Source organism: Pseudoalteromonas sp. NZS71, assembly GCF_015864715.1.
In the GTDB taxonomy this organism is placed as follows: Bacteria; Pseudomonadota; Gammaproteobacteria; order Enterobacterales; family Alteromonadaceae; genus Pseudoalteromonas; species Pseudoalteromonas arctica.
The window spans coordinates 1-23,126 of the sequence record NZ_JADYWS010000037.1; the positions used below are offsets into that span (position 1 = coordinate 1).

At 39.0% G+C, this 23,126-nt stretch carries 24 protein-coding genes and 1 pseudogene; 15 read left to right on the plus strand and 10 right to left on the minus strand.

The features are described from left to right. Window positions 1–159: pseudogene (locus tag I6E85_RS21055) on the plus strand (IS3 family transposase); the annotation flags it as partial. A gap of 3 nt (window positions 160–162) precedes the next feature. Here I6E85_RS21055 and I6E85_RS18680 read toward each other — a convergent pair. The 3 genes from I6E85_RS18680 to I6E85_RS18690 all read right to left on the minus strand — a co-directional run bounded on the left by I6E85_RS18680 (window position 163) and on the right by I6E85_RS18690 (window position 1,971). Continuing rightward, window positions 163–366: a hypothetical protein gene (locus I6E85_RS18680; protein ID WP_231621094.1), complete on the minus strand. Its 204-nt coding sequence runs from the start codon at window positions 364–366 to the stop codon at window positions 163–165. 231 nt (window positions 367–597) lie between these two features. Beyond that, complete coding sequence (locus tag I6E85_RS18685; RefSeq protein ID WP_024599830.1) at window positions 598–1,098, minus strand: M48 family metallopeptidase; 501 nt, start codon at window positions 1,096–1,098, stop codon at window positions 598–600. A 24-nt stretch (window positions 1,099–1,122) separates the two neighbouring features. Next, entirely contained in the window at window positions 1,123–1,971 is an 849-nt protein-coding gene (locus tag I6E85_RS18690) for a DUF72 domain-containing protein (protein WP_197237237.1), read from the minus strand. A gap of 247 nt (window positions 1,972–2,218) precedes the next feature. Between I6E85_RS18690 and aspS the strand changes: the two genes are divergently transcribed. The 3 genes from aspS (at window position 2,219) to I6E85_RS18705 (ending at window position 4,958) form a co-directional block, all read left to right on the plus strand. After that, on the plus strand, window positions 2,219–3,997 hold the full coding sequence (aspS, locus tag I6E85_RS18695; RefSeq protein WP_024591308.1) for an aspartate--tRNA ligase: 1,779 nt from the start codon (window positions 2,219–2,221) through the stop codon (window positions 3,995–3,997). A 119-nt stretch (window positions 3,998–4,116) separates the two neighbouring features. Then, window positions 4,117–4,347 carry a hypothetical protein gene (locus tag I6E85_RS18700; RefSeq protein ID WP_002959972.1) on the plus strand — a complete coding sequence of 77 codons (231 nt, stop codon included), beginning with the start codon at window positions 4,117–4,119 and terminating at the stop codon, window positions 4,345–4,347. A gap of 14 nt (window positions 4,348–4,361) precedes the next feature. Continuing rightward, window positions 4,362–4,958 (plus strand): pentapeptide repeat-containing protein, encoded by a 597-nt coding sequence (locus I6E85_RS18705; protein ID WP_197237238.1) that lies wholly within the window; start codon window positions 4,362–4,364, stop codon window positions 4,956–4,958. Window positions 4,959–5,030: 72 nt separating this feature from the next. On the opposite strand, the gene I6E85_RS18710 is transcribed toward I6E85_RS18705, so the two are convergent. Beyond that, window positions 5,031–5,354, minus strand: a complete 324-nt coding sequence (locus tag I6E85_RS18710; protein ID WP_002959968.1) for a hypothetical protein — start codon at window positions 5,352–5,354, stop codon at window positions 5,031–5,033. Window positions 5,355–5,483: 129 nt separating this feature from the next. On the opposite strand from I6E85_RS18710, the gene I6E85_RS18715 reads away from it, so the two are divergent. Further along, window positions 5,484–6,245 carry an alpha/beta hydrolase gene (locus tag I6E85_RS18715; RefSeq protein ID WP_197237239.1) on the plus strand — a complete coding sequence of 254 codons (762 nt, stop codon included), beginning with the start codon at window positions 5,484–5,486 and terminating at the stop codon, window positions 6,243–6,245. Between the two features lie 103 nt (window positions 6,246–6,348). On the opposite strand, the gene I6E85_RS18720 is transcribed toward I6E85_RS18715, so the two are convergent. From I6E85_RS18720 to I6E85_RS18730, 3 genes are all read right to left on the minus strand, one after another. Continuing rightward, window positions 6,349–6,921 (minus strand): hypothetical protein, encoded by a 573-nt coding sequence (locus I6E85_RS18720; protein WP_101163160.1) that lies wholly within the window; start codon window positions 6,919–6,921, stop codon window positions 6,349–6,351. A 117-nt stretch (window positions 6,922–7,038) separates the two neighbouring features. Next, entirely contained in the window at window positions 7,039–7,611 is a 573-nt protein-coding gene (locus I6E85_RS18725; RefSeq protein ID WP_197237240.1) for a hypothetical protein, read from the minus strand. 246 nt (window positions 7,612–7,857) lie between these two features. Then, window positions 7,858–9,060, minus strand: coding sequence for a bifunctional alpha/beta hydrolase/OsmC family protein (locus I6E85_RS18730; protein WP_007586983.1), 1,203 nt, complete (start codon window positions 9,058–9,060; stop codon window positions 7,858–7,860). Between the two features lie 533 nt (window positions 9,061–9,593). Here I6E85_RS18730 and I6E85_RS18735 point away from each other — a divergent pair. Both I6E85_RS18735 and I6E85_RS18740 read left to right on the plus strand, forming a co-directional pair. After that, the gene (locus tag I6E85_RS18735) at window positions 9,594–10,433 is read left to right on the plus strand and encodes an isopenicillin N synthase family oxygenase (protein WP_024591305.1); all 840 of its coding nucleotides are present in this window, start codon (window positions 9,594–9,596) and stop codon (window positions 10,431–10,433) included. Between the two features lie 200 nt (window positions 10,434–10,633). Continuing rightward, window positions 10,634–12,028: a DEAD/DEAH box helicase gene (locus tag I6E85_RS18740; protein ID WP_197237241.1), complete on the plus strand. Its 1,395-nt coding sequence runs from the start codon at window positions 10,634–10,636 to the stop codon at window positions 12,026–12,028. 125 nt (window positions 12,029–12,153) lie between these two features. Here the strand turns inward: I6E85_RS18740 and I6E85_RS18745 are convergent, their stop codons facing one another. Then, complete coding sequence (locus tag I6E85_RS18745; RefSeq protein ID WP_197237242.1) at window positions 12,154–12,897, minus strand: DUF3307 domain-containing protein; 744 nt, start codon at window positions 12,895–12,897, stop codon at window positions 12,154–12,156. After that, a complete protein-coding gene (locus tag I6E85_RS18750) occupies window positions 12,897–13,520 on the minus strand; it encodes a hypothetical protein (protein WP_024608062.1) in 624 nt (207 codons plus the stop codon). Before I6E85_RS18750 ends, I6E85_RS18745 begins: the two co-directional genes overlap by 1 nt. A 150-nt stretch (window positions 13,521–13,670) precedes the next feature. Between I6E85_RS18750 and I6E85_RS18755 the strand changes: the two genes are divergently transcribed. The 8 genes from I6E85_RS18755 to I6E85_RS18790 all read left to right on the plus strand — a co-directional run bounded on the left by I6E85_RS18755 (window position 13,671) and on the right by I6E85_RS18790 (window position 21,173). Next, window positions 13,671–14,174: an NYN domain-containing protein gene (locus I6E85_RS18755; RefSeq protein ID WP_024608063.1), complete on the plus strand. Its 504-nt coding sequence runs from the start codon at window positions 13,671–13,673 to the stop codon at window positions 14,172–14,174. Window positions 14,175–14,347: 173 nt separating this feature from the next. Further along, window positions 14,348–15,268, plus strand: a complete 921-nt coding sequence (gene nudC, locus I6E85_RS18760; RefSeq protein ID WP_024608064.1) for an NAD(+) diphosphatase — start codon at window positions 14,348–14,350, stop codon at window positions 15,266–15,268. 9 nt (window positions 15,269–15,277) lie between these two features. Next, complete coding sequence (locus tag I6E85_RS18765) at window positions 15,278–16,459, plus strand: cystathionine beta-lyase (RefSeq protein ID WP_101162947.1); 1,182 nt, start codon at window positions 15,278–15,280, stop codon at window positions 16,457–16,459. A 143-nt stretch (window positions 16,460–16,602) separates the two neighbouring features. Then, window positions 16,603–17,430 (plus strand): ABC transporter permease, encoded by an 828-nt coding sequence (locus tag I6E85_RS18770; RefSeq protein WP_197237243.1) that lies wholly within the window; start codon window positions 16,603–16,605, stop codon window positions 17,428–17,430. Continuing rightward, on the plus strand, window positions 17,427–18,335 hold the full coding sequence (locus tag I6E85_RS18775) for an ABC transporter ATP-binding protein (RefSeq protein WP_007377980.1): 909 nt from the start codon (window positions 17,427–17,429) through the stop codon (window positions 18,333–18,335). Before I6E85_RS18770 ends, I6E85_RS18775 begins: the two co-directional genes overlap by 4 nt. Next, window positions 18,335–18,709, plus strand: a complete 375-nt coding sequence (locus I6E85_RS18780; RefSeq protein ID WP_007377979.1) for a PH domain-containing protein — start codon at window positions 18,335–18,337, stop codon at window positions 18,707–18,709. Before I6E85_RS18775 ends, I6E85_RS18780 begins: the two co-directional genes overlap by 1 nt. 201 nt (window positions 18,710–18,910) lie before the next feature. Next, window positions 18,911–19,705: a putative porin gene (locus I6E85_RS18785; protein WP_024591302.1), complete on the plus strand. Its 795-nt coding sequence runs from the start codon at window positions 18,911–18,913 to the stop codon at window positions 19,703–19,705. A gap of 664 nt (window positions 19,706–20,369) precedes the next feature. Next, entirely contained in the window at window positions 20,370–21,173 is an 804-nt protein-coding gene (locus tag I6E85_RS18790; protein WP_197237244.1) for a putative porin, read from the plus strand. 67 nt (window positions 21,174–21,240) lie between these two features. Here the strand turns inward: I6E85_RS18790 and I6E85_RS18795 are convergent, their stop codons facing one another. After that, window positions 21,241–23,088, minus strand: coding sequence for a M2 family metallopeptidase (locus I6E85_RS18795; protein ID WP_101162849.1), 1,848 nt, complete (start codon window positions 23,086–23,088; stop codon window positions 21,241–21,243). Window positions 23,089–23,126: the final 38 nt, after the last annotated feature.

Genomic DNA, 23,126 nt, shown 5'->3' on the forward strand with positions numbered 1-23,126 from the left:
GTTGGATATGGAAATTTTATAGATGCTAAATATAGCGTTAGTGATTATATCAACGGATATTACAACAACGTTAGGCCGCATCATTATAATGCCGGTTTAGCGCCAAATGAATCTGAGGTTAGATATCAAGATTCTAAAACTGTGGCCAAATTTTATTGACCACTACAAGTTAAGTGGAGGGCTAATGCTTTGCCCATCGCACGTATAAGTAATAGGCAAGTTACCGCCATCGCTTACCTTTGAGCTTGTTAGAGTAAAATCATTGAGGTTTGATTGTTCAAGTGATTGGCTGTTTTGCTCGTTGCAGGCACTTAAGGTTACACAGCACAGTGCACTGAGTAAAAATGCATGGGTATTTTTCATCATTTAAAACTCCAAAGATTAAGAGTACATAGAAAGAATTAGCTATTAAGAGTGTAGTTCTCAAATGTAGGGCAATTATGTAGTTTTAAACTTTTTTGTTTTTATTAAGCGACAAGTCGTTAAGTTGTGAGCTGCTTACGTGGATAAGAGATTGGGTATGTGCGCTTGGGCATGAAAGGAAATATTAACTTAAGCATGGCGTTATTTTCACTCAGTTAAATAACGCTAAAATCCTTATTTTAAATAAGGATTTTCACCCATTGCGACGACCACACAAAAAATTCTTAAATCTAACTCTAGCTGGTGATAACTCGGCTCCATATGGCAGCAAAGTTGATAAAAGCCTTTGTTGTGATCTTTTTCTTTAAAGTGGGCAAGCTCATGTACCACTAACGCTTTTAATAATGGCTCGGGAGCACGCAGTAAGTCGCTGTTTATCGCTAAATCGTGTTTGCGGGTTTTACCTTGCATTCGATACGTATGTGTACCAAGTGCATTAGTAACCATGTCGCCTTGCTTTTTAAATGCCGCACGGCCAAATGGTGGCGCATTTTTTAAATACTGTTTTTTAAGCTCGGTTGCATAGCTATAAAGTAGTTTATCGCTAGTAATGGTATGTGCTTGCGGGTACTTTTTAAGTAAGTAGTCACATACCTTGTTGTTATTTATAAGGCTTAATACTTGCTCAACAATGTTAGCTGGGTAGCCGGTAAAGTAACGTGCGTATTCACTCATTATTATTTCTCTGTCGTTTTACTTTTAAAAAAGTGCTTGCTGGTGGGCTTCTTTTTCGCCAGTAAATGGGTTTAATGCTTTGTGATCATAACCTAGGTCCTTACAAAACTGGCGAGCTAATAACGGCGCTTCTCGGTTATCTGCTGTATGAAAAAACACATAGGGCGTTTTTCCTTCATCAAGCCATTGTTTTACTTTACTTAGCCACGGTTTATAAAAGGGTTTAAAGTCATTTTGTAAATCGGCTATTACAAAGCGCGCCATAGGCTCTGAGCCAGTAGCTATTGCATGTACCGGTAAGTGGGGCTTTTTTTGCTGTGCATCTATTAGCGCTTCGGTTGTTGGTTTTACCGCAAATAGGGCGCGAGTATCCATCGATATGCGATTTAGGTTGTTTGCCATTAATAACTGATTAAGCGCTATTTCGGCTTCACCCTTTTGAAAAAATGCAGTATGACGTACCTCTACGCCGTAATTAACCTCTTTTGGTAATAGGCTAATAAATTGGGCGAGTTTGGGTAAGTCACCAGGACCAAATGCTTTAGGTAATTGCAGCATGATCTGCCCAGTTTTTTCTAAAATAGGGGAGAACAAGTTAAGCCAATCAGTAAGCTCGGTTTGAACATTAGTTAGGTGCAGCTCGTGGCTAAAGCGACGATTAAACTTAAAAGTAAATTTAAAATCGTCAGGTACGCTGTTTGCCCAGCGCAATACGGTGCTTGGCGCAGGATCAGCGTAAAAGCTGGTATTGCCTTCAACAGAATTAAAATGTTGTGCGTATTGGCTAAGCATATCGGCGTTTTTACATTGGCTTGAAAATAAATTGCCTTTCCATGCATTACTCGACCACTGCGGGCATCCAATATATAACATACAAACTAGCGCCTTATTATAAAGTGGCGATAGTGTAGCAAATAACAAAACAAGCTGCTGTAAATTCAGGGGCAAAAGCGGCACACGCCCTAGCATCTTAATGTTAGTTGAGTATAATGCAGGGCTTAATTTGATTATTTTTAGATTGCTAGCGGCTTTATTTGTATTGTGGTGACCTGTTTTTTAAATCACACGCCTTAAAACAAATAAGTTTAGCCGTTTAAGCCTTTTATCTGACAGGAAAACTATGCGCTCTATATATTGCGGACAGCTAAATAAAACTCACGTAGATCAAGAAGTTGAACTATGTGGCTGGATCAACAAACGACGTGACCTTGGTGGACTTATCTTTGTCGATTTACGCGATAGAGAAGGTTTAGTACAAGTTGTATTCGACTCTGACATTGAAGAGTTAATGAGTTCGGCTAACACACTTCGCCAAGAATTTTGTGTTCAGTTAAAAGGTATTGTTCGCGCACGCCCAGACAGCCAAGTAAATAAAGACATGGCAACAGGGGAGATCGAAATTTTAGGTAAAGAGCTTAATATTATTAACCGCTCTGAGCCATTACCGCTTGATTTTAACCAAGTAAACTCAGAAGAGCGTCGTTTAAAATACCGTTACCTAGATTTACGTCGTCTAGAAATGAGTGACCGTATTAAATTACGTGCTAAAGCAAGCAGCTTTGTTCGTCGCTTTTTAGATGAAAACGGCTTTTTAGACATCGAAACACCTGTACTTACTAAAGCAACGCCAGAAGGTGCGCGCGATTATTTAGTACCAAGCCGCGTTCACAAAGGTAGTTTTTACGCTTTACCACAGTCTCCACAGTTGTTTAAGCAATTGTTGATGATGTCTGGTTTTGACCGTTACTACCAAATTGTTAAATGTTTCCGTGATGAAGATTTACGCGCTGATCGTCAACCAGAATTTACCCAAATAGATATAGAAACCTCGTTCATGAGTTCTGATCAAGTACGTGGTATGACTGAAAAAATGATCCGCGAGATGTGGCAAACATTGTTAAACGTTGATTTAGGCGATTTTCCAATCATGCCTTACAGCGAGGCAATGAGCCTTTACGGTTCTGATAAGCCAGATTTACGTAACCCAATGAAATTGGTTGATGTTGCAGATTTAGTTAAAGACGTAGAGTTTAATGTTTTCTCAGGTCCAGCTAACGACGAAAAAGGTCGCGTTGCTGTATTAACTGTACCGGGTGGCGCTAAGCTTTCTCGTAAACAACTTGACGATTACACTAAGTTTATTGGTATTTACGGCGCTAAAGGCATGGCGTGGATGAAAGTAAACGACCACACTGCAGGCGCTGAGGGGGTTCAATCACCAGTGGCTAAGTTTTTAAGCGAAGACGTAATTACTAAATTACTTGAGCGTACTAATGCACAGTCTGGCGATATCATTTTATTTGGTGCCGATAAGCGCAACACAGTAAATGAAGCAATGGGCGCACTGCGCGTTAAGATTGGTGTTGATTTAGAAATCACTAACCTTAATAGCTGGGCACCACTTTGGGTTGTAGACTTCCCAATGTTTGAAGAAGATGACGAAGGCACATTACATGCTGTACATCATCCATTCACTGCACCAAAAGACATTAACGCCAGTGAGCTTGAAGCAAACCCAGCAGCTGCTATTTCAGATGCCTACGATATGGTATTAAACGGCTACGAAGTGGGTGGCGGTTCGGTACGTATTCATAATGCAGATATGCAAGAAACTGCATTTAGAATTTTAGGTATTAACGAGCAAGAGCAACAAGACAAGTTTGGTTTTTTACTTGATGCACTTAAATACGGCACACCACCACATGCAGGTTTAGCATTTGGTCTTGACCGTTTAGCAATGCTTTTATGTGGTACCGATAACATTCGTGACGTTATTGCTTTCCCTAAAACAACACAAGCGTCGTGTTTATTAACCAACGCGCCAAGCAAACCTAACCTTGATTCGTTAGCTGAACTTGCAATAAGTGTTGTAGAAAAAGCGATACCTAACGAAGAGTAATCTTGTTTCGCTTTTTTGAGCTAAATTTAAAAACCCTTAAGTTATATGCTTAAGGGTTTTTTTGTGGTTAAATTTGCAGCAGAGTGTATTTTAACCGAACAGACGAAAAAGGAATTATTATGTCGATCAATGCAACCTTATTTGGTGAGTTCTTAGTTTTTTTTATTGTGCTGAGTATTCCTATTTTTGCTGTAATTAGCTACAAAATAGGTAAGCGTAAAAGTACTATGCCGGGGGTTTTAGCTTTTGTGGGTGGCTGTTTAGCGCTATTTCCACTATTTGCTTTGATTTTTATTGCAGTGCTTGCGCTTAAAAAAGATTTACCTAAAAATAGCGTCTATGCCCATTAAAAACTAGGTTAATAGTGTCAATTTCAAATAATAATCACTACTTCGACGAGCAATTTAATGCTTTGCAGCGCGAAGAGCAACTAACTGAAAATTCTGAGTTTGAAGAGTGCACATTTACCGATTGCGACTTTTCAGGCGGGCAGTTTAAAAATTGCCGATTTATAGAATGCAGTTTTAAAAACTGTAATTTATCGTCACTTAAATGGAACTACAGTTCACTTGAAAATGTAAGTTTTAGCCACTGTAAATTAAATAGTTTGCGATGGGCTGACGTAGATTGGCCAGCGCTTAGTATTAACGCACCGGTGAGTTTTAATTATTGCGAGCTCAGTAATAGTTCTTTTTTTGAATTAACCCTCAAAGCCCTCAAACTAACACACTGCTTTGCCAAAAATGTTGATTTTAGACATGCTGATTTAAGCGGTAGTGAATTTACAGGAACAGATTTTCGCGATAGTGAGTTTTTTCAAACTAACTTAACAAAATGTGATTTTGTAGGTGCTACAGCATTTAATATAGATTTGAATAATAATATTTTAGCGAATGCTAAGTTTGATCGCTTCGAAGCACTAAATTTGCTTACCAGCCTTAATATAGAACTATGTGATTAATTTAGTTTAATATGATTACATATCTAGAAGCGACAGCTTGGCTGGGCTTCTAGATACTGCGTGACTGCGTAATTAACGGCTAGGGCCATTTTTATTACGTGCACTGGCAAGCTGTCTTGCGATTTCTAATAACGCTGGTGAAATATCTTCAGCACCATCTTTAATTAGTTTTGTAACGTCACCTGATGAAAACAAACCGTCACGAGGTGATTTAATACCTAACTCACGAACAAAATCCTTCGTTTTACCAGTGCTGCCTGTTTCAATAAACTTAAAAATAATACGTTCATTGTTGTTTTTAGCAGGGGTTTTTAGTGTTTCGATTTCGTCATGTATTGCCGTTAGTTTGTCTTCTAAAATTTCTATACGTTCTTGAATGCTATTGTATGATTTCATTTATTGGATCTTTTACTAAATATATTTAAACAATGGCGGCTATTATCGCATAGTTTGACAATAGAGAATGCAAACCTATAAAGTAAAAGTTATTTTTAATTAAAAACAATAATTTATATAAGTTTAAATATGCAAAAAACACTTAAAAAGCTTTTTATGTTAAGTGCACTAGCTCTAAGTACACCAGTAATAAGTACATCAGTAATCGGCGCAACAAGCTATGCAAACGATGGCGTTATAACTGATGAAAGCCGCAAGCGCACTATTCCTATCAATATCACACTACCAAGTAACAATGCTGAGTGCACTGAACAAGTAAAATGCCCTGTAGCGTTCATTAACGCAGGTTACGGGATTAGCCATAACGGGTATACGTTTGCCAGTAATGCGTTTAATCAGCGTGGATATTTAACAGTAGCCGTTGCACATGAACTAAAAAGCGACCCTTACTTAAACCGTGAGCAGCCTTACTTAACAACTCGCATGGAAAACTGGCATCGTGGCGTAGTAACGCTTAAGTTTTTAGTTAATGAGCTATCGAGTAAATACCCAGCGTACGACTTTACAAAACTCACCTTATTTGGGCACTCAAACGGCGGGGATATTTCGTCATTATACGGCTCTATTTACCCAAACGAAGTTAGCACTATTATTACGCTCGATCATCGCCGCATGTTGATCCCACGCAATAAAGATATACGCGTACTTACACTTCGCGGTAGTGATTACCCAGCTGATGCAAATGTGCTGTTAAACGATTCAGAGCTGGATAAGTTTCCTGTTACGCAAATAATGATAGAAAAATCGCGTCATAACGATATGTACGATGGCGGGCCAAAATGGCTGGTGGATAGAATGAGTAAAGAAGTAGAGGGATTTTTAGATAATTAGGCAAGATATAATCAAGCCAACTTTAAGCTGGCTTGATATATAAAGGTTTAAGCTGACGCAGAATTTTGAGTGGTATTAAACAAAGCATGTATATTATTGCAGGTTACCCTTGCGGTGTAGCAAACTGTTTTATTGGTCGTTCTTTTATTTCCATATCTTCAGTAGGAATAGCTAACAGTGAATATCTGGTTCTTATGGTAATGATATCAGCAAATTTACCGTTAATGTACAAGTTGACGAACGGTGTGATCGTACTTACTAAGTATTTTTTTTCAGGGTTTAAAGCAAACCTTTCTTCCATGCCTTTTAGCTCAATAAACTTTACTTCAAGCGGTTCGAACTCTATAGAGGATAATTTTTTGTGGGCACGCCGCCGTCCTTGTATAGGTTGTTCAGGGACTTTTGCACCTGGATTTTCCGCTCTTAATGAGAAGTATGCATCCACTTCATATATAAACATTGAGTTTAAGTCGATTCCCTGCTTATCGAAAGCGAGAGAGCTTAGCTTAACTTGATAAGGCGTAGTATTCGCCAATCTTATACTAGTGATACATTTAGTATCTAAATGACAAAATGTATAAGAGGATGCAGCAATAGGGCTTTCGATAATCTCTTCAGAGTTGGCAAAAGTAGAGTAACTAATTAAATAAAATATTATATTTACTAAAACTTTCATTGGGCTGCTCGCACTGCATTTTCAAAAGATATGATCGGTATAACAAAGTTGTTCTGTCACTATCATCCTAACTCACTTCATATCCACTAAACAGAGTTAGTGGATTATTACTACAGATTATCCCTGTGGCGTAGCAAACTGCTTTATTGGTCGTTCTTTTATTTCCATATCTTCTGTAGGAATAGTTAACAGTGAATAGTTTGTTCTAATTGTGATGATATCGGCAAACTTACCATTAATGTACAAGTTTACAAATGGAGTAAGTGTTCCCACCATATACCTTTTCCCTAGCTCTAATGCAAACCTCTCTTCTATGCCCTTTAGCTCTATAAACTTGACTTCTAGTGGCTCGAATTCTAATGATGATAATTGCTTGTAGGCACGTCTGCGTCCCTGTATGGGTTGCTCTGAAATACCTGTATCTAAATTATTCTCTTTTAAATCGTAGTATCTACTTTCTTCAAATACATACATCGAATTTAAATCGATTCCTTGTGCATTAAAAGCGAGAGAGCTTAGCTTAACTTGATACGGCGTAGTATTCGCTAGTCTTATATTAGTGATACATTTAGTATCTAGATGACAAAATGTATAAGAGGATGCAGCAATAGGGCTTTCGATAATCTCTTCAGAGTTGGCAAAAGTAGAGTAACTAATTAAATAAAATATTATATTTACTAAAATTTTCATTGGGCTGCTCGCACTGCATTTTCAAAAAGATATGATGAATGTAGCGAGGTTATTCTGCCGTTATCAGTTTTGTCTTTTCGTACGTAGTAAGTATTTTTATTCATACCTATCCTTGGATATGTAATGTTATTGTAAATTACTAGAGCTGTACCTATTATTCAACCTCTATATTTTATCTCAGATTGTGAGATTGCTTTATTGAGCATCTAAAATAGCGCAGCCAAGGCTACGCTATTTTTGTTTTAGTTACTCTACCAGTTCACTTACAATAACCGGGTTGTTATGCAGTGTTTTATGCACAGGGCATTTGTCGGCTATTTCGAGTAAACGCTGGCGTTGTGGCTCTGTTAAGTCGCCACGTAAGGTGATTTTACGGGTAATGGCTTCAAGGTTACCTGTTTGCTCACAATCGTCGCAATCTTTGTTGTAATCGCGAGTGTGATCAAGCTCTACTTTTACATGCTCCAGTGGTAAGTTTTTACGTGTAGCGTACATACGCAGTGTCATTGCCGTACAGGCACCAAGCCCCGCTAATAAGTGATGATACGGATCAGGACCTAAGTTTTTACCACCTACTTTTATTGGCTCATCTGCAAGCCAAGTATGATCTTTTGTACTTACGTGCTGAGTAAATACATGGTCTTTTTCTTCAACGAGTACATTGCCACCCGTTAAACTTGCCGTGTATTTAGTTTTGTCGTACTTAACATAACGGTTTGCCCACGTTGCAATTATTTGTGCAGCGTAGTCGGCATCGTTTTTATTAGTAAGTAAGTGATCGGCGTTATCTAGGCTAATAAAGCTTTTAGGATGCTTAGCTGATGCATAAATTTTTTCAGCTTCACTAATATTTACCGTCGCATCAATAGGGGAGTGCATTACTAATAATGCGCGCTTAAGTTTACTTATGTGGCTTTTATCGTACTTGGCTATATCGTCAATAAATTGTTTTTTAATAGTAAATTCACGACCGGCTAAGTTTACTTTAGCTTCACCTGCTGCGTTAATTTCATCAAGGTGTGCTTCAAAATTATGCGCTACGTGCTGCGCATCTGACGGTGCACCAATGGTTGTAATAGCCGATACTTCAGGAATATGCTCCGCAGCAGCAAGAACGGCAGCCCCGCCTAAACTGTGGCCAATGAGTAGTTGCGGCGCCGCAAAATGCTCACGTAAATGATTTGCCGCAGATACTAAATCTTGAATGTTTGATGAAAAGTTACTGTTAGCAAAGTCGCCATCGCTATTACCTAAACCGGTAAAGTCGAAACGCAGTACGGCGATACCTTGTTGTGTTAAAGCTCGGCTAATACGTGTGGCTGCTGCAATGTCTTTACCGCATGTAAAGCAGTGTGCAAATAGCGCGTAAAACTTAACGTCACCAGAGGGAAGTTCAAGTTGGCCGGCAAGTTCTAAATCGCCGCTTTTAAAAGATACTTTTTGTCGCATGGGGAGCCTTATTTACACAAATAAAATACATTATATTAGGGCGTGTTGACCGTTGTGGATTGAAATTTGTTCAATCTAGGGGCGATTTAATCGCGGCGCGAGGTTTGTAACCTAGTGGACTAAGTAAAAACCGAGCAACAAAGAGTTAATCGTCCCTAGAAAGAACCCAAAGGGTAGCGCATGTTTGGCATTTATGCTGCGTTATCGCCTATTTATGGGGAACAACCACACATCATAGGCTCTGCCTTGCTTAAATACCAAACAGTCTGCTGCAAATTCACCCACCAAAGGTCAGCACGCCCTAGTAGACCAGATATAAGTACTAAACCTTGCAAATTCAACGTTTTTTTATAAGTTGATCTTGATCAAGCCAAGTGGCGGTGACTATGCTTTGCGGACATATGTCCTTATGTTTTTGAGGTCATTTGTCTATGCTCGCATAGCGCTATAATGAAGGCTTTGCTACTTTATATAAGTAATTTAGCACTATTAAAAGCAACTCACTTCACACAACCTATTCACTGGAACGTACAATGCAATTACCTACTGTTGATTATAAAGCTCCCGATGCGGCTGCACAATTTGTTGAATCGTTAAGAAATACTGGATTTGGCGTTTTAAAAAACCACCCAATCCCACAGTCTTTAGTTGAGTCTATTTACAAAAATTGGCAAGACTTTTTTAACTCAGAGCAAAAGCACGACTTTTTATTCTCTAAAGAAACTCAAGACGGTTATTTTCCGCCTTCAGTATCTGAAGTAGCGAAAGGCTTTACAATAAAAGACATTAAAGAGTACTTCCATGTGTACCCTAAAGGTCGCGTTCCTGAAGAGCTTGAAGCTGATGTACGTGAATACTACCGTTTAGCAAGTGAATTTGCTGGCACATTGTTAAGTTGGGTTCAGGCTGAATCTCCGGCTGATGTACGTGCTAAGTTTTCGATTGATTTAAAAGACATGATTGCCGATTCTGAGCAAACATTGTTACGTATCCTACATTATCCGCCTATGACGGGTGATGAAGAGCCAGGTGCTATTCGCGCAGCAGCCCATGGCGATATTAACTTATTGACTGTATTACCAGCTTCTAATGAGCCTGGTTTACAAGTTCAAAAAACAGATGGCGGTTGGTTAGACGTGCCATGTGATTTTGGCAGCTTAATTATTAATATCGGCGACATGTTACAAGAAGCGTCGGGCGGGTATTTCCCATCGACAATTCACCGTGTAATTAACCCAACGGGTAAAGCATCTACTAAATCGCGTATATCACTACCGTTATTTTTACACCCGCATCCAGATGTTGTGCTTTCAGAGCGCTACACGGCAGATAGCTACTTGCAAGAACGCCTGCGTGAGTTAGGTGTTAAGTAACTCTTATACTTAGAGTAATTAAGTATAAACAAAAAACGGCTTATGGCCGTTTTTTGCATTTTTAAGCAACTTGAGCACAGGTTTAATTTTATTAAGCTATGCTCAATTGCTCGCAACGTAAATAATGGCATGCATTCTTAGCTACTACAGGTATAATGCGCGCAACTGGCTAACGTAGCCTAATTTAAAAGAGAGTTTATATGAGTTTTGAAGGTTTAGGTTTATCACAGTCTTTGGTTAATGCGGTTTTAGAAAAGGGCTATGAAACGCCAACGCCGATTCAGGCTCAAGCAATTCCTGCAATTATTGAACGCCGTGATGTTATGGCAGCAGCGCAAACAGGTACAGGTAAAACAGCGGGTTTTACATTACCACTTATTGAGCGTTTGTCGTCTGGCCCTAAAGCTAAAAGTAACCACGTACGTGCACTTATTTTAACGCCTACACGTGAGCTTGCTTTGCAAGTAAGCGAAAACGTTGAAGAGTACGCTAAGCATTCGGATGTGAGCTCGTTTGTAGTTTACGGTGGCGTTAAAATTAACCCACAAATGCAGCGTCTTCGTAAAGGTGTTGATATTTTAGTCGCAACGCCGGGTCGTTTAATCGACTTACATAATCAAAATGCAGTTAAATTTGATAGCGTTGAAGTGCTTGTACTCGATGAAGCTGACCGCATGTTAGACATGGGCTTTATTCATGATATTAAACGCTTAATTGCTAAAATGCCTGCTAAACGTCAAAACTTGATGTTTTCGGCTACATTTTCTGACGAAATTCGTGCATTAGCAAAAGGGTTAATTAATGACCCTGTTGAAATTTCAGTTGCTGCAAAAAATACTACTGCAAAAAGTGTTACTCAGTGTGTTTATGCGGTAGATAAAACACGTAAAACAGCATTGCTAAGCCACTTGATTCGCACTAACGATTGGCAACAAGTATTAGTGTTTAGCCGCACAAAGCACGGTGCTAACCGCTTAGTTAAACAACTAGAGCGCGATGACATTGTAGGCGCGGCTATCCATGGTAATAAATCACAAGGCGCACGTGTTAAAGCACTTGATGGTTTTAAAAGTGGTGAAGTACGCGTACTAGTAGCAACAGACATTGTTGCACGTGGTTTAGACATTGTTGAATTACCGCATGTTGTTAACTACGACTTACCAAATGTATATGAAGATTACGTTCACCGTATTGGCCGTACAGGCCGTGCTGGTGCATCGGGTCATGCGATTTCGTTTGTAACAACAGAAGATGCTGTTGATTTATACGGTATTGAACGCTTTATTGGTGAGCTTATCCCACGTGCTGAAGAAGATGGTTTTGAGCCTATTAACCCAGTAGCTGAGCGCGCATTAGATGCTCGCCCACTGCCGACTAAAAAGCCTAAGAAAAAGCAGCCTTTTAATAAGCCTAAATCTGATAGCAGCAAGCCTAACAGTAAAAAGCCAAATAATGGTGGTAATGGTACCGGCCCACGCCGTGGTGGTTCTAAAAAGCCAGCAGCTAAAACAGATGATAGCGCACAAAACCCATGGGCAAAGCGTGAATCTGTTGGCGGTAATGGCCAGCGTCGTCGTCGCACAAATAACGATTAATCATTATTAAAGATTATATTGGCGTTTAATTAATTTAGAACTTGGTTAAAGGTTGATACAAAAAACGTGCTCCCTTCTTTTTAATAAATAGAAGCAGCGCGTTTTTTATTACCTGTAATATGTCATTAGCTGATTAAATAGTTAATACCCAAGCCTACAAATAAAGTAACACTTACGCTAAGTAATGTGCCGAGCATAACGTACTCGGTAAGTTTTTTATCTTTACTAGCACTTAAATCGCCAAACCTAAATACTGACTTTGCGGCAAGTAAAAAACCAAGCCCTGCAAATTGGTCAAGCAATATAAAGCTCAGCATAAGTACGCGCTCAAGCATGCCAATGCTTTGCCCTGCAAGCGGTAAGCTACCAGTACTTGAAAAGTTACTTGTTAAACGCTCTAACATCATTCTTATAAATACGGCGCTAGGACTCAAAATAATTAAATAACCGCATACCACCCACAGTACTTTGGGATCAGTGAGCATATTATTAATTGCTGCCATAAAACTACTGTTATCAGTTAGCCAAATACTGAGCGCAATAATAACGAGTATGTGCGCTATTTGATCTAGTAAAAAAGGGACCACGCCTTTATTAGAATACGATTTAGCTATATCAATAAAGTAATGGCTCAACATAATGCTCGCGGTGGCAATTAAAACACTGCTTAGTTGCTGCCACCCGAATGTGTATTCCCACACGGTAATAATGAGTGCACTCGTTACACAATGCACTAGTACATGAAAATAAAGCTTACTGGCTTTAAAGTGACGGGTGTTTCTGTCGTTTACCCAACTCATAGGTTGCCAGTAAAAATCAGCGAGTAAGTGGCCAATAATAAGCGCGACCAGTAAAAGTGAAAACGTCATTATTCACCTCCTTTAATTATATTTTTTATAACGTGTTGTGTGTGCTTAATAAAGCGCTCTATAAGTTGGTAGTGCGCTAAATTTAGTAGTTTCGTTACATTTTCGCGACTTGTTTTAAGCTCTTTAGCCAGTGCCGCGTGGCTGTTGTCTGGTGATGTTAAATAGACATACAGGGCATTTGCTTGTTTTTGCGTGATTTTAGTGAGTAATACGTCGGCAAAGGCTAAATTAAGATTTAAGCTTTCATCAAGCTGCTGCTCGTTAATACTAAAAACAAAGCGTTGATTACCTATTTTATCAAGGCCTTGCCCCGAAAGGGTAAAAGCAGAACCGGTTGCTGTTTTTATATCGCTGCGTGGGTTATCTATTTGCCCAAGTGCCAAGCTTTGCCGTAGCTCATAACCTGACGATTTAAGGTGTAAATATACAAGTATGGCATTTTTAAAAAGGAGCTCAGGATTATTAACTTGTAACTGAAAGGCATCGCCTCGGTATATATTCCAAAGTGTTTGCTCCCCCGAAATGTTTCGCAAACTTTGCCCTAGTTGATAAAGCATGGCATCGTATTGCTGCTTAGGGATTGTTTGCGATTTAATAATATCGCCGCTGATCACACCAATCATAAAAATCTCAAAATGGTTACTTTTTAATATGTAACCAATATTGGTTACATAAGGGTATGTAACTAATTTAGGTTACTTAAATATAAATTGCAAGGTACACTTATTTTATAACGTTACTTTTATTGCTATTAATCCTCACTAGGACACTAAATGACTTTACAAAACGAGCAGCAAAGCACGAAACCACGCGTAGGTATTTTTGTTGATGTGCAAAATATTTATTACACGTGCCGCGAGAGTTACGGAAAAAACTTTGACTACAATGCGTTTTGGCGGGTAATGCAGGCGCAATACAATATTGAATGTGCTTTTGCGTATGCTATTTATCGAGGAGATGAAAAGCAAAATCAGTTTCAAAATATTTTGCGTGCGATTGGTTTTGACGTAAAGCTAAAGCCATTTATTCAACGCCGTGATGGCAGTGCAAAAGGTGACTGGGATGTAGGTATAACAATAGACATGTTAGAGGAGGGTAAAAACCTTGATAAGGTTATTTTGCTCTCTGGCGATGGTGACTTTGCTTTGTTACTTGGGCATTTAAAAAATCAATATAATGTACCGTGCGATGTTTACGGTGCTGACCGGTTAACTGCAGAGGTATTAAAACAAAGCGCTGAGCAATTTCATTTAATTGATAATACCTTGCTCCTTTAACAGCAAAAAATAGTTAAAAAGGTGCAAGCTAAGTGCCTGCAACATGAGAGATTTTAATACAAAGCCGTAATAGATGAATTAAGCCTTATATAGGCTTTTTTATTACTTTAATCAATTGGGTTTGCTAAATGATTATGGTAATTTTAAAGCATAACGAGTTACCAAGGACTTACATGCTTCATTACAGCAACATGCCACTAGATAGAGGCTCAAATTTTCGTAAAGACCCATCGTGGCTTAAAGCGCAAATGTCGGCGCAAAGTAAATGGGTTTTAGTTAAAAATAATCAAACCCTATTTATTAAAGATACCCCTAAAGTAAGCTATTTAACGTATCAACAAGTGGCGCATTTAGATTTAACGAGTGCTATTTTTGTTGGTTTAAATAATGCTAAACATGGTGTGTTTGCATTGGATGCATCTGATCTGGATGAAAGCGTACTTACGCCTTTAATAGAGGGCGCTCAATTTTTTGATATTCGCCAATATGGGCCTCAAGTAACCATTAAATATGCCTCAATAGCCGCCCTTGCGAGAGGTTTATGTTATTGGCATGCCACGCACCGTTTTTGTGGGCGCTGCGGTAGTAAAAACCGTTCAGTGGAAGCAGGGCATTCTCGTGTATGTGAAAAAGAAAACTGTAAGCATCCTACATTCCCGCGTACCGATCCTGCGGTAATTATGGTCGTTACTAAAGTCTTTGCTGACGGAGTAGAACGCTGTTTATTAGGTCGTCAAGCTGCGTGGCCTATTGGTATGTATTCGTCGCTTGCTGGATTTGTAGACCCAGGGGAGACACTGGAACAAGCTGTTGCGCGTGAAGTTAAAGAAGAGGCAGGCATAGAGGTTGATAACGTACGTTATGTTGCATCTCAGCCATGGCCGTTCCCATCGTCAATTATGCTTGGTTTTTTTGCAGAGGCGACATCTGAGGAAATTAACGTAGATAAAGAAGAGCTAGACGATGCAAAATGGTTTAGTCGTGAAGACTTAGAGCAATTTGGTAATTGGCACGAAGAAGGCGAGCATTTAAAGCTGCCTAGAACCGATTCTATCTCTCGTTATTTAATTGAGCATTGGCGCACAAACCCTTAAGGATTAACAATGTCGAGTAAAAGTAATAAAAACACTCAGCTGGTATCATCAGGGCGAAAAAAAGCCTATACACATGGCGTAGTAAATCCCGTTGTACAGCGTGCATCTACCATTGTATTTGATACTGTAGCCGATTTAAAAGAAGCAGCTAAAACCCGTGGCGATAAAACGTTATTTTATGGGCGCCGAGGAACAACAACACACTTTGCGCTACAAGAAGCGATTACAGAACTTGAAGGCGGCGAAGGGTGTGCATTGTACCCTTGTGGCGCTGCGGCGATCAGCCAAGTATTTTTATCGTTTTTAAAAACCGGTGATCATATTTTAATGGTTGATAACGTGTACGAACCAACTCGCGATTTTTGCGATAAAATTTTAGTGGGGCTGGGCATTACAACAACCTATTACCCGCCAACCATTGGCGCAGGTATTAAAGATTACATTCAGCCAAATACTAAAGTGTTGTTTTTAGAATCTCCAGGTTCTATTACGATGGAAGTGCAAGATGTGCCCGCTATGGTAAAAGTAGCCAATGAGCATAGCGTAATGACCATACTTGATAATACCTACGGCAACGGTTTGCATTATCGTCCGCTAGAGCACGGTGTTGATATTAGTATTCAGGCTGCAACGAAGTATATTGTCGGCCATTCAGACGTGATGATGGGTGTGGCTGTTGCTAATAAAAAGTACTGGCCAACCTTGCGCGAAAACTCGTACTTACTAGGGCAATGTACCAGTGCCGATGATGCGTATTTAGCGCTTAGAGGCCTTCGTACAATGGGTGTGCGTTTAAATCAACATGAAAAAGCAGCAATAGAAGTAGCTAAATGGCTTGAGCAACATGAGCTTGTTGATCATATTCGACACCCTGCATTTGAAAGCTGCCCAGGGCATGAGTTCTTTAAACGTGACTTTGATGGTAGTAATGGGTTGTTTTCATTTGTTATGAAAACCGGCAATCAAAAAGCGATTGATGCATTTTTAGATAGCCTTGAGCATATTAAAATGGGCTTTTCGTGGGGTGGTTTTGAAAGCTTGGTAACGGCTAATTTAACCATGAAAGGGCTGCGCTCAAATACAGGTTGGGATTTAGGGCCGGTTATTCGTTTGCACATAGGCCTTGAAGATGTTGAAGATTTAATTAGTGATTTAAGCCAAGCACTTGAGGTTTATAAGCAGCATTTATAATTTATATCGCAATTTATGTTGTTACATTTAAATGTATTGTTACAAAGCTCACTATAGGTGAGCTTTTTTTTGCTGGTAATTCAAGGTGTTTACACTTAGTGTGGATAAATACACAGAAAATAAAAAGTCATTAAGGATAGTCAATGGCAACACCATTACCGATAAACGTAGGGCGATTAACGCAAATAGCGGGATTTGAGCTTGTACGTATGTTTTTAACTAAACGTGGACTTATTGCATTAGCTGCCTTTGCATTGGTGTGGCTAATAATACTGCGCTACCCAATAGGGCAGGCAGTAGGCATTGTAAGTGCGCCCGATTTTGAGCAAATAGCCCGTGATATATCAGGTTCTATTGGTTTAAGTAAATTATTGGATTGGCCTGAGGCCGAATTTGCTATGTACTGGTTAATAGCCCTGTATAGCTTTCCCGTTTTTGGTTTATTTATTTGTAGCGACCAAACGGTAGGCGATAGAGAGCGCGGCACACTAAGGTTTTTATCACTGCGCTCCACTCGCTTTGAAATACTGTTTGGTCGTTTTTTAGGACAATTAGCGGTATTAGCCTGCTTAGTGGGCATTACTCTTGTGGCTACGCTTGCTGTACTAGGGTTTAGAGATCCAAGTTTACTGGCTGGTGGTTTTGCCCGTGCGCTTTCTATATTTTTAATATTAGTGATTACTCTGTGTCCATTTGTAGCACTTATGACGTTAATAAATACCTTTGCTCGCTCATCGCGTTTATCTATTGTATTGGCAATTTTATATTTTGCAGCAGGCGGTATTGTAGTTGGTATATTGCAATGGCAAATACCCGCATTAGGCTTGCTTGATTATTTATTTCCGGGTGTGCAAATAGAGTTATTAGCGGGGCAAAATTTACCATTATTAATCGCTGTGGCTATTCCCCTTGTGCAAACAGCGGTGTTACTAAGCGTTGCTCAACGTATTTTTGCAAGGAGCTCACTATGAGACCATTAATTACAGCCAGCGGTTTGAGTAAATCGTATGGTGCAAAACTTGCGCTTAATAATGTGGACTTTGAGATTAATAAAGGTGCGCCAGTGGCGCTTGTTGGGCCAAATGGTGCGGGTAAAACCACCTTATTTAGTTTGTTGTGCGGCTATATAGCGCCAAGTAAAGGCAGCCTTGAAATATTAGGGCATAAGCCAGGGAGCGCTGCTTTATTTAATAAAGTAAGTGCATTACCACAAGATGCACAACTTGACCCTCGTTTTAATATAGACAAGCAACTCGCTTTTTATGCAAAACTGCAAGGTATGGGTGCTAAGCAAAGCCAAACTGAGGCGCTACGTGTACTTGACTTGGTTGGCTTAAAAGAAATTGCAAAGCAGCGTGCGGGGGACTTATCGCACGGCATGCGCAAGCGCGTTACGATAGCGCAAGCACTTATTGGCGCACCACAAATTGTAATGCTTGATGAAGCAACCGCAGGGCTTGATCCGATTCATGCCAGAGAAGTACGTGAGCTAGTATCTGAATTAAGTGAGCAGGCTACATTTATTTTAAGCTCTCACGATTTAACTGAGCTTGAGCGACTATGCTCACAGGTGCTTCATTTAGATAAAGGCGTACTAAGCGAGCATCAAACAAAAACAAATAATACCGATAAACACTTTTATACATTAATGCTAAGCGAAGCTTATCAAAATGTTGAGCAACAGCTTCAAGCAATTGCAGGGGTGAGCCGAGTGTATATGAGCCAGCATAAAGAATATGTTGTTGAATATCAACCAACGAGCGATCCACTTGATATTGCACTACTTAATTTTTGTCATCAACAACACTGGCAGTACAGGCAGTTAGTTAATGGTCACACATTAGAGAATCAAATATTTAAACAGGAGAAAGTATAATGGGTTTACTTAGCGGACTTATGGGTAATGCAAGCGAAGTTGACGATTCTGATTTAGAGAAAATCCTCGCCAATACATTAATTGACGGCGAGCAAGTAGAAAAAGCATATAAAGTAGTACGTGATATGTTTATTTTTACTAATAAGCGCTTAATCTTAATTGATAAGCAAGGTATGACCGGCTCTAAAATGGAAATGGTGAGTATTGCTTACTCTAAAATTACCAAGTTTAGTAAAGAAAGTGCAGGCCATTTTGACTTAGATGCCGAGCTAAAAATATGGGTTGGCTCAGATCCAACACCAATTAGTAAAGAGTTTAAGTCTGGCGATAATATTAACGATGTTTATCGTATTATTAGCCAACACGCGCTTTAAACTGCGGTACATGTTTTAAGTAGTTGTTGACTATATGTTGCAACTACTTTAATTTTACAGTTTACAACACTTCCTTACAATTAACTTAATAAATACAACTGGTTAGTTAAGTTTTCATTCAGTTTCCTAACGTTAGCATGTGCCTCGACTTTAGCAATACAGCTAGAGCATAAAAAGCAATGTACATAGGGAAGTCTTACAATGAAAAAATTAGCAGTTATTATTTCGAGCATTTTATTATCTAGCACTGCGGCTGCTGCAGACAGCTACAATTCAATTAGTAACCTAAGCTATAAAAATAGCGATAACAACGACACCGTTGCTGTAGATTCTATTTACTACTTATCTCCTAAAAAAACTTTAGGTCCGTACGATCAGTTTGAATACATCAATAAACAAACTAACGTATATGGTGGCTACGCAGATGACGACTTTGGCGATTTAACATCAGTTGGTGGTGAATACTTCATTAATGAATTTGTTGTTGGCGCATCTTACGAAAACCTAGACCCTGATTCAGGTTCTAACAGTGAGCTTTATAAACTGACGGGTGGTTACTTTTTCAACCCTGATTTACTTGCAAAAGTAACACTAGTTGAAAACAAAGACGGCGATGATTACGCATTATTTGATTTAGCTTACAACTACATGCTAAACAGCACTGATTATGTAGGTGTTACACTTACATCAGACGACGATTTTGATTACCGTGCAGTAGCTGCTAAATACTTTATTGATTTACAGCAAGGTAACTACCTTACTTTTGAAGGTAAATACGAAAGCATTGATGATGCCCAAAACCAATGGGTAGCAGAAACTAACTACTACTTCTCAAAAGCAACATCTGTATTTGCTAACTACAATAAGCAAGATACTTATAGCTTTGGTGCTCAACACTTTATCAATAAAAATATTGGTGTAAAGGTGGGTTACGAAAACAACGCTGATGATTCTGACAACGATGCGTACTTTGCTAACATGCGTTTTCAGTTTTAATTAAGTCCCGTACTTAGTTAATACAAAAGTAATATTAAAAAGCTCGCTAAATTTAGCGGGCTTTGTCGTTTTTAAACGTTTGAGCTTTCAACTATAAACTTTTACCAGCCATAATTACGGCCTTTATTATGCTCATCTAAATAACTCCTTTAAGTTATAAATAGAGTGCCATGAATGGCTAAATTGTTATTAAAGCTATTAAGTGCAGTCGATGATAATAGCTATAAAATAGTAAGTATTGGAGTTGTTTTTGCTAGTAAACAATGGTTATTGGAAAAAACAGATAAAAATATGCACTGACACAAACCTATTTTTCATTATAAATACAGAAATAATGAATTAAACAGAGTAATTTTTTTGAGAAATTAAAAAAATTTAGTGAGAGGAAATTATATTGATGAGGTTTATCGAATAATTAAGTTGTGTTCAATTTAGCGACAGTTTGTACCGTATTTGTTATTTTTTAAATTTAAATGATGACATGATATTGTCTTGTAGATTTGATGGATACTTTGTATTTACATTTACGTATAAATTATTACAATTACATTGATTTTAATTTGACCTTTTATTCAGTTTTTGTTCATTTTTTTAGCGTTAGGATGCGCCCCGACTTTGGCTAGACAGCTGAGGCATAAAAAGTAATATTTATAGGGAATTTAAAATGAAAAAATTAGCCGTTATCATTTCGAGCATTTTATTATCAAGTGCTGCAACCACTGCAATAGCCGCAGATACTTACCAATCAATCAGCCATGTAGGATATGTGGACGTAGATGGTGATGACACATTAAGTGTTGACTCAACATATTATTTTTCTCCAAAAGCGACTTTAGGTCCTTACGATCAATTTGAATACATCAATAAGCAAACAAATGTTTATGGTGCATACAGTGATAATGATTTTGGAGATGTTACTAGCGTTGGCGGTGAGTATTTTGTAGAAGATTTTGTATTAGGTGCACAGTACAATAATTTCGATAGTGATTTTGGCTCAAGCACGGATGTAATTGAACTTTCAGCGGGTTACTTCTTTAATCCAAACCTTGTATTAAAAGCAACGTTTGTTGATGTAGAAGATGCTGAAAATCAGTTTGTGTTTGACTTAGCATATAACCATCAGTTAAACAGCACTGATTATATCGGCTTCACAGTAACATCAGATGATGAGTTTGATTACCGTGCAGTAGCAGCTAAGTACTTTGTTGATTTACAGCAAGGTAACTACTTGACTGTTGAAGGTAAATTTGAAGATGTTGATGGCGGTTCAAGTAACTGGGAATTAGCATCTAACTACTATTTCAGCAAAGCAACATCGGTGTTTGTTACAGTTAATAAAAATGATGACTACACTCTTGGTGGCCAACACTTTTTCAACAACAATGTTGGTTTAAAAGCAGGTTACGGCAATAACTGGGATGATTCTGATTATGATGCTTACTTTGCAAATGTAAGCTTACAGTTCTAATTTAACAGAAAATTAGAATATGAATAAAAAGCCCGCTCATTTGAGCGGGCTTTTTGTTCAGCGCTATTTACCAGCCGCAGTTGCGGCCTTCGTTTTGTTTATCTAAATAAGTTTGTAATGGTGCAAAGTAATCGAGCATTGCTGTTGCATCCATTTGCGGCTTACCTGTTACAGTTTCAAGCGCCTCTTGCCAAGGGCGAGACGAACCCATTTCAAGCATAGCGTTTAGCTTATCCCCTGCTTCTTTTGAGTTATAAATAGAGCAGCGATGAATGGCCTTATCGTTACCGGCAATTTCACATAAGCTGCGATGAAACTCAAATTGTAAAATATGCGCTAAAAAGTAACGAGTATAAGGCGTGTTACCCGGGACGTGGTACTTAGCACCCGGATCAAAGTCATTTTCGCTACGTGCGATAGGAGCTTGCACTCCTTGGTATTTTTCACGTAGTTCCCACCATGCTTTATTGTAATTTTCTGGTGCTACTTCCCCTGAAAATACCTGCCAGCGCCACTGATCAACCATTAAGCTAAACGGCACAAAGGCGACTTTATCAAGTGCCATTTTCATTAATAAACCAATATCTTTAGATTCATCAGGTACTTGTTCAAGTAAGCCGATTTCTTTTAAGTAACCCGGTGTAACCGATAAGGCAATGGTGTCTCCAATGGCTTCATGAAAACCATCGTTTGCACTTTCTTGATAAAATAAAGGCTGCTTGTTGTATGCGCGTTGATAAAAGTTATGACCTAATTCATGGTGAATAACTGAAAACTCTTCGCCTGTGCGCTGAATACACATTTTAATGCGTAAATCGTCTTTGCTATCGATATTCCATGCTGATGCATGACACTGCACATCTCTGTCTTTTGGTTTTACAAACAGTGAACGCTCGTAAAATGTCTCTGGTAGTGCGTCAAAACCCATTGAGGTGAAAAAGTTTTCAGCCCCTTTTACCATTTTAAGTTCGTCGTAATTATTTTGAGCTAATAACTCGGTTACGTCGTAACCCGGATCGGCGTTTTCTGGTGCAACTACATCGTAAATATTACCCCATGCTTGCGCCCACATATTACCAAGTAAGTGCGCTGGTATTGGCTGATCTTGAGGTACTTTATCGGTGCCGTACTTTTCACCTAACTTTGCGCGAACATGGCAGTGTAGCGAGTTATACAGTGGTTTAACTTGGCCCCAAATACGATCAAGCTCGGTGCTGAAGTCATCAGCAGGCATATCGTATTTACTGCGCCACATAGCGCCCGTATCGGCATAACCAAGCTCCTTTGCACCTTCGTTGGTCAGTACTACTTGTTGCTCGTAAAGTGAGCGCATTGGTTTTGATATTTGACGCCAGCCTTGCCATAAATCAAGTAGTTCGTTGTAATCTCGGCTGGTGGCCATTTTTGAAGTCATGTCGCCAAGGCTTAAACAGGTGCCGTCTTCTTTACAGTATTTACCTTTACCGTATAGCCCGCCAAGCTTTGCGACAATTTGTGAAAGTTGCGCTGTTTTATCAGCGTCTTGTGGGGCAGGAAGTGTAAGTGCTAGTTTTAGTTTATCAAGCTTACGGCGAGCATCGTAATCAAGCTCTAGTTCGTCGTATTTTGCAGCTTCATTTGCTAAACGCACGACTGTTTCGGTCATTTTACGGTTAACTTCAGCCGATAGAGCCGACGTATCATGAGTAATAAAGTTTGCGTAAATCCACTCTGCACGGCTCGATTCTAAATAAAGTGCACTTAGTTCTTTTTCTGTGTTTGTTATAAATGTTTTTGCATCTTTAGCTGTTACAGCTTTTTTAGTGTGTGCTGAATCGGTAGTGTCTATAGTTACTTGCGCATCGCAGGCCGTTAAAGCAAGAGTACTTGCTACCATTAAGGCGCTCATACTTAGTTTAAATCGAAAGGGGGTCATGCTATTCCTTTAATTTATTGTTATTAAAACGTTGATAA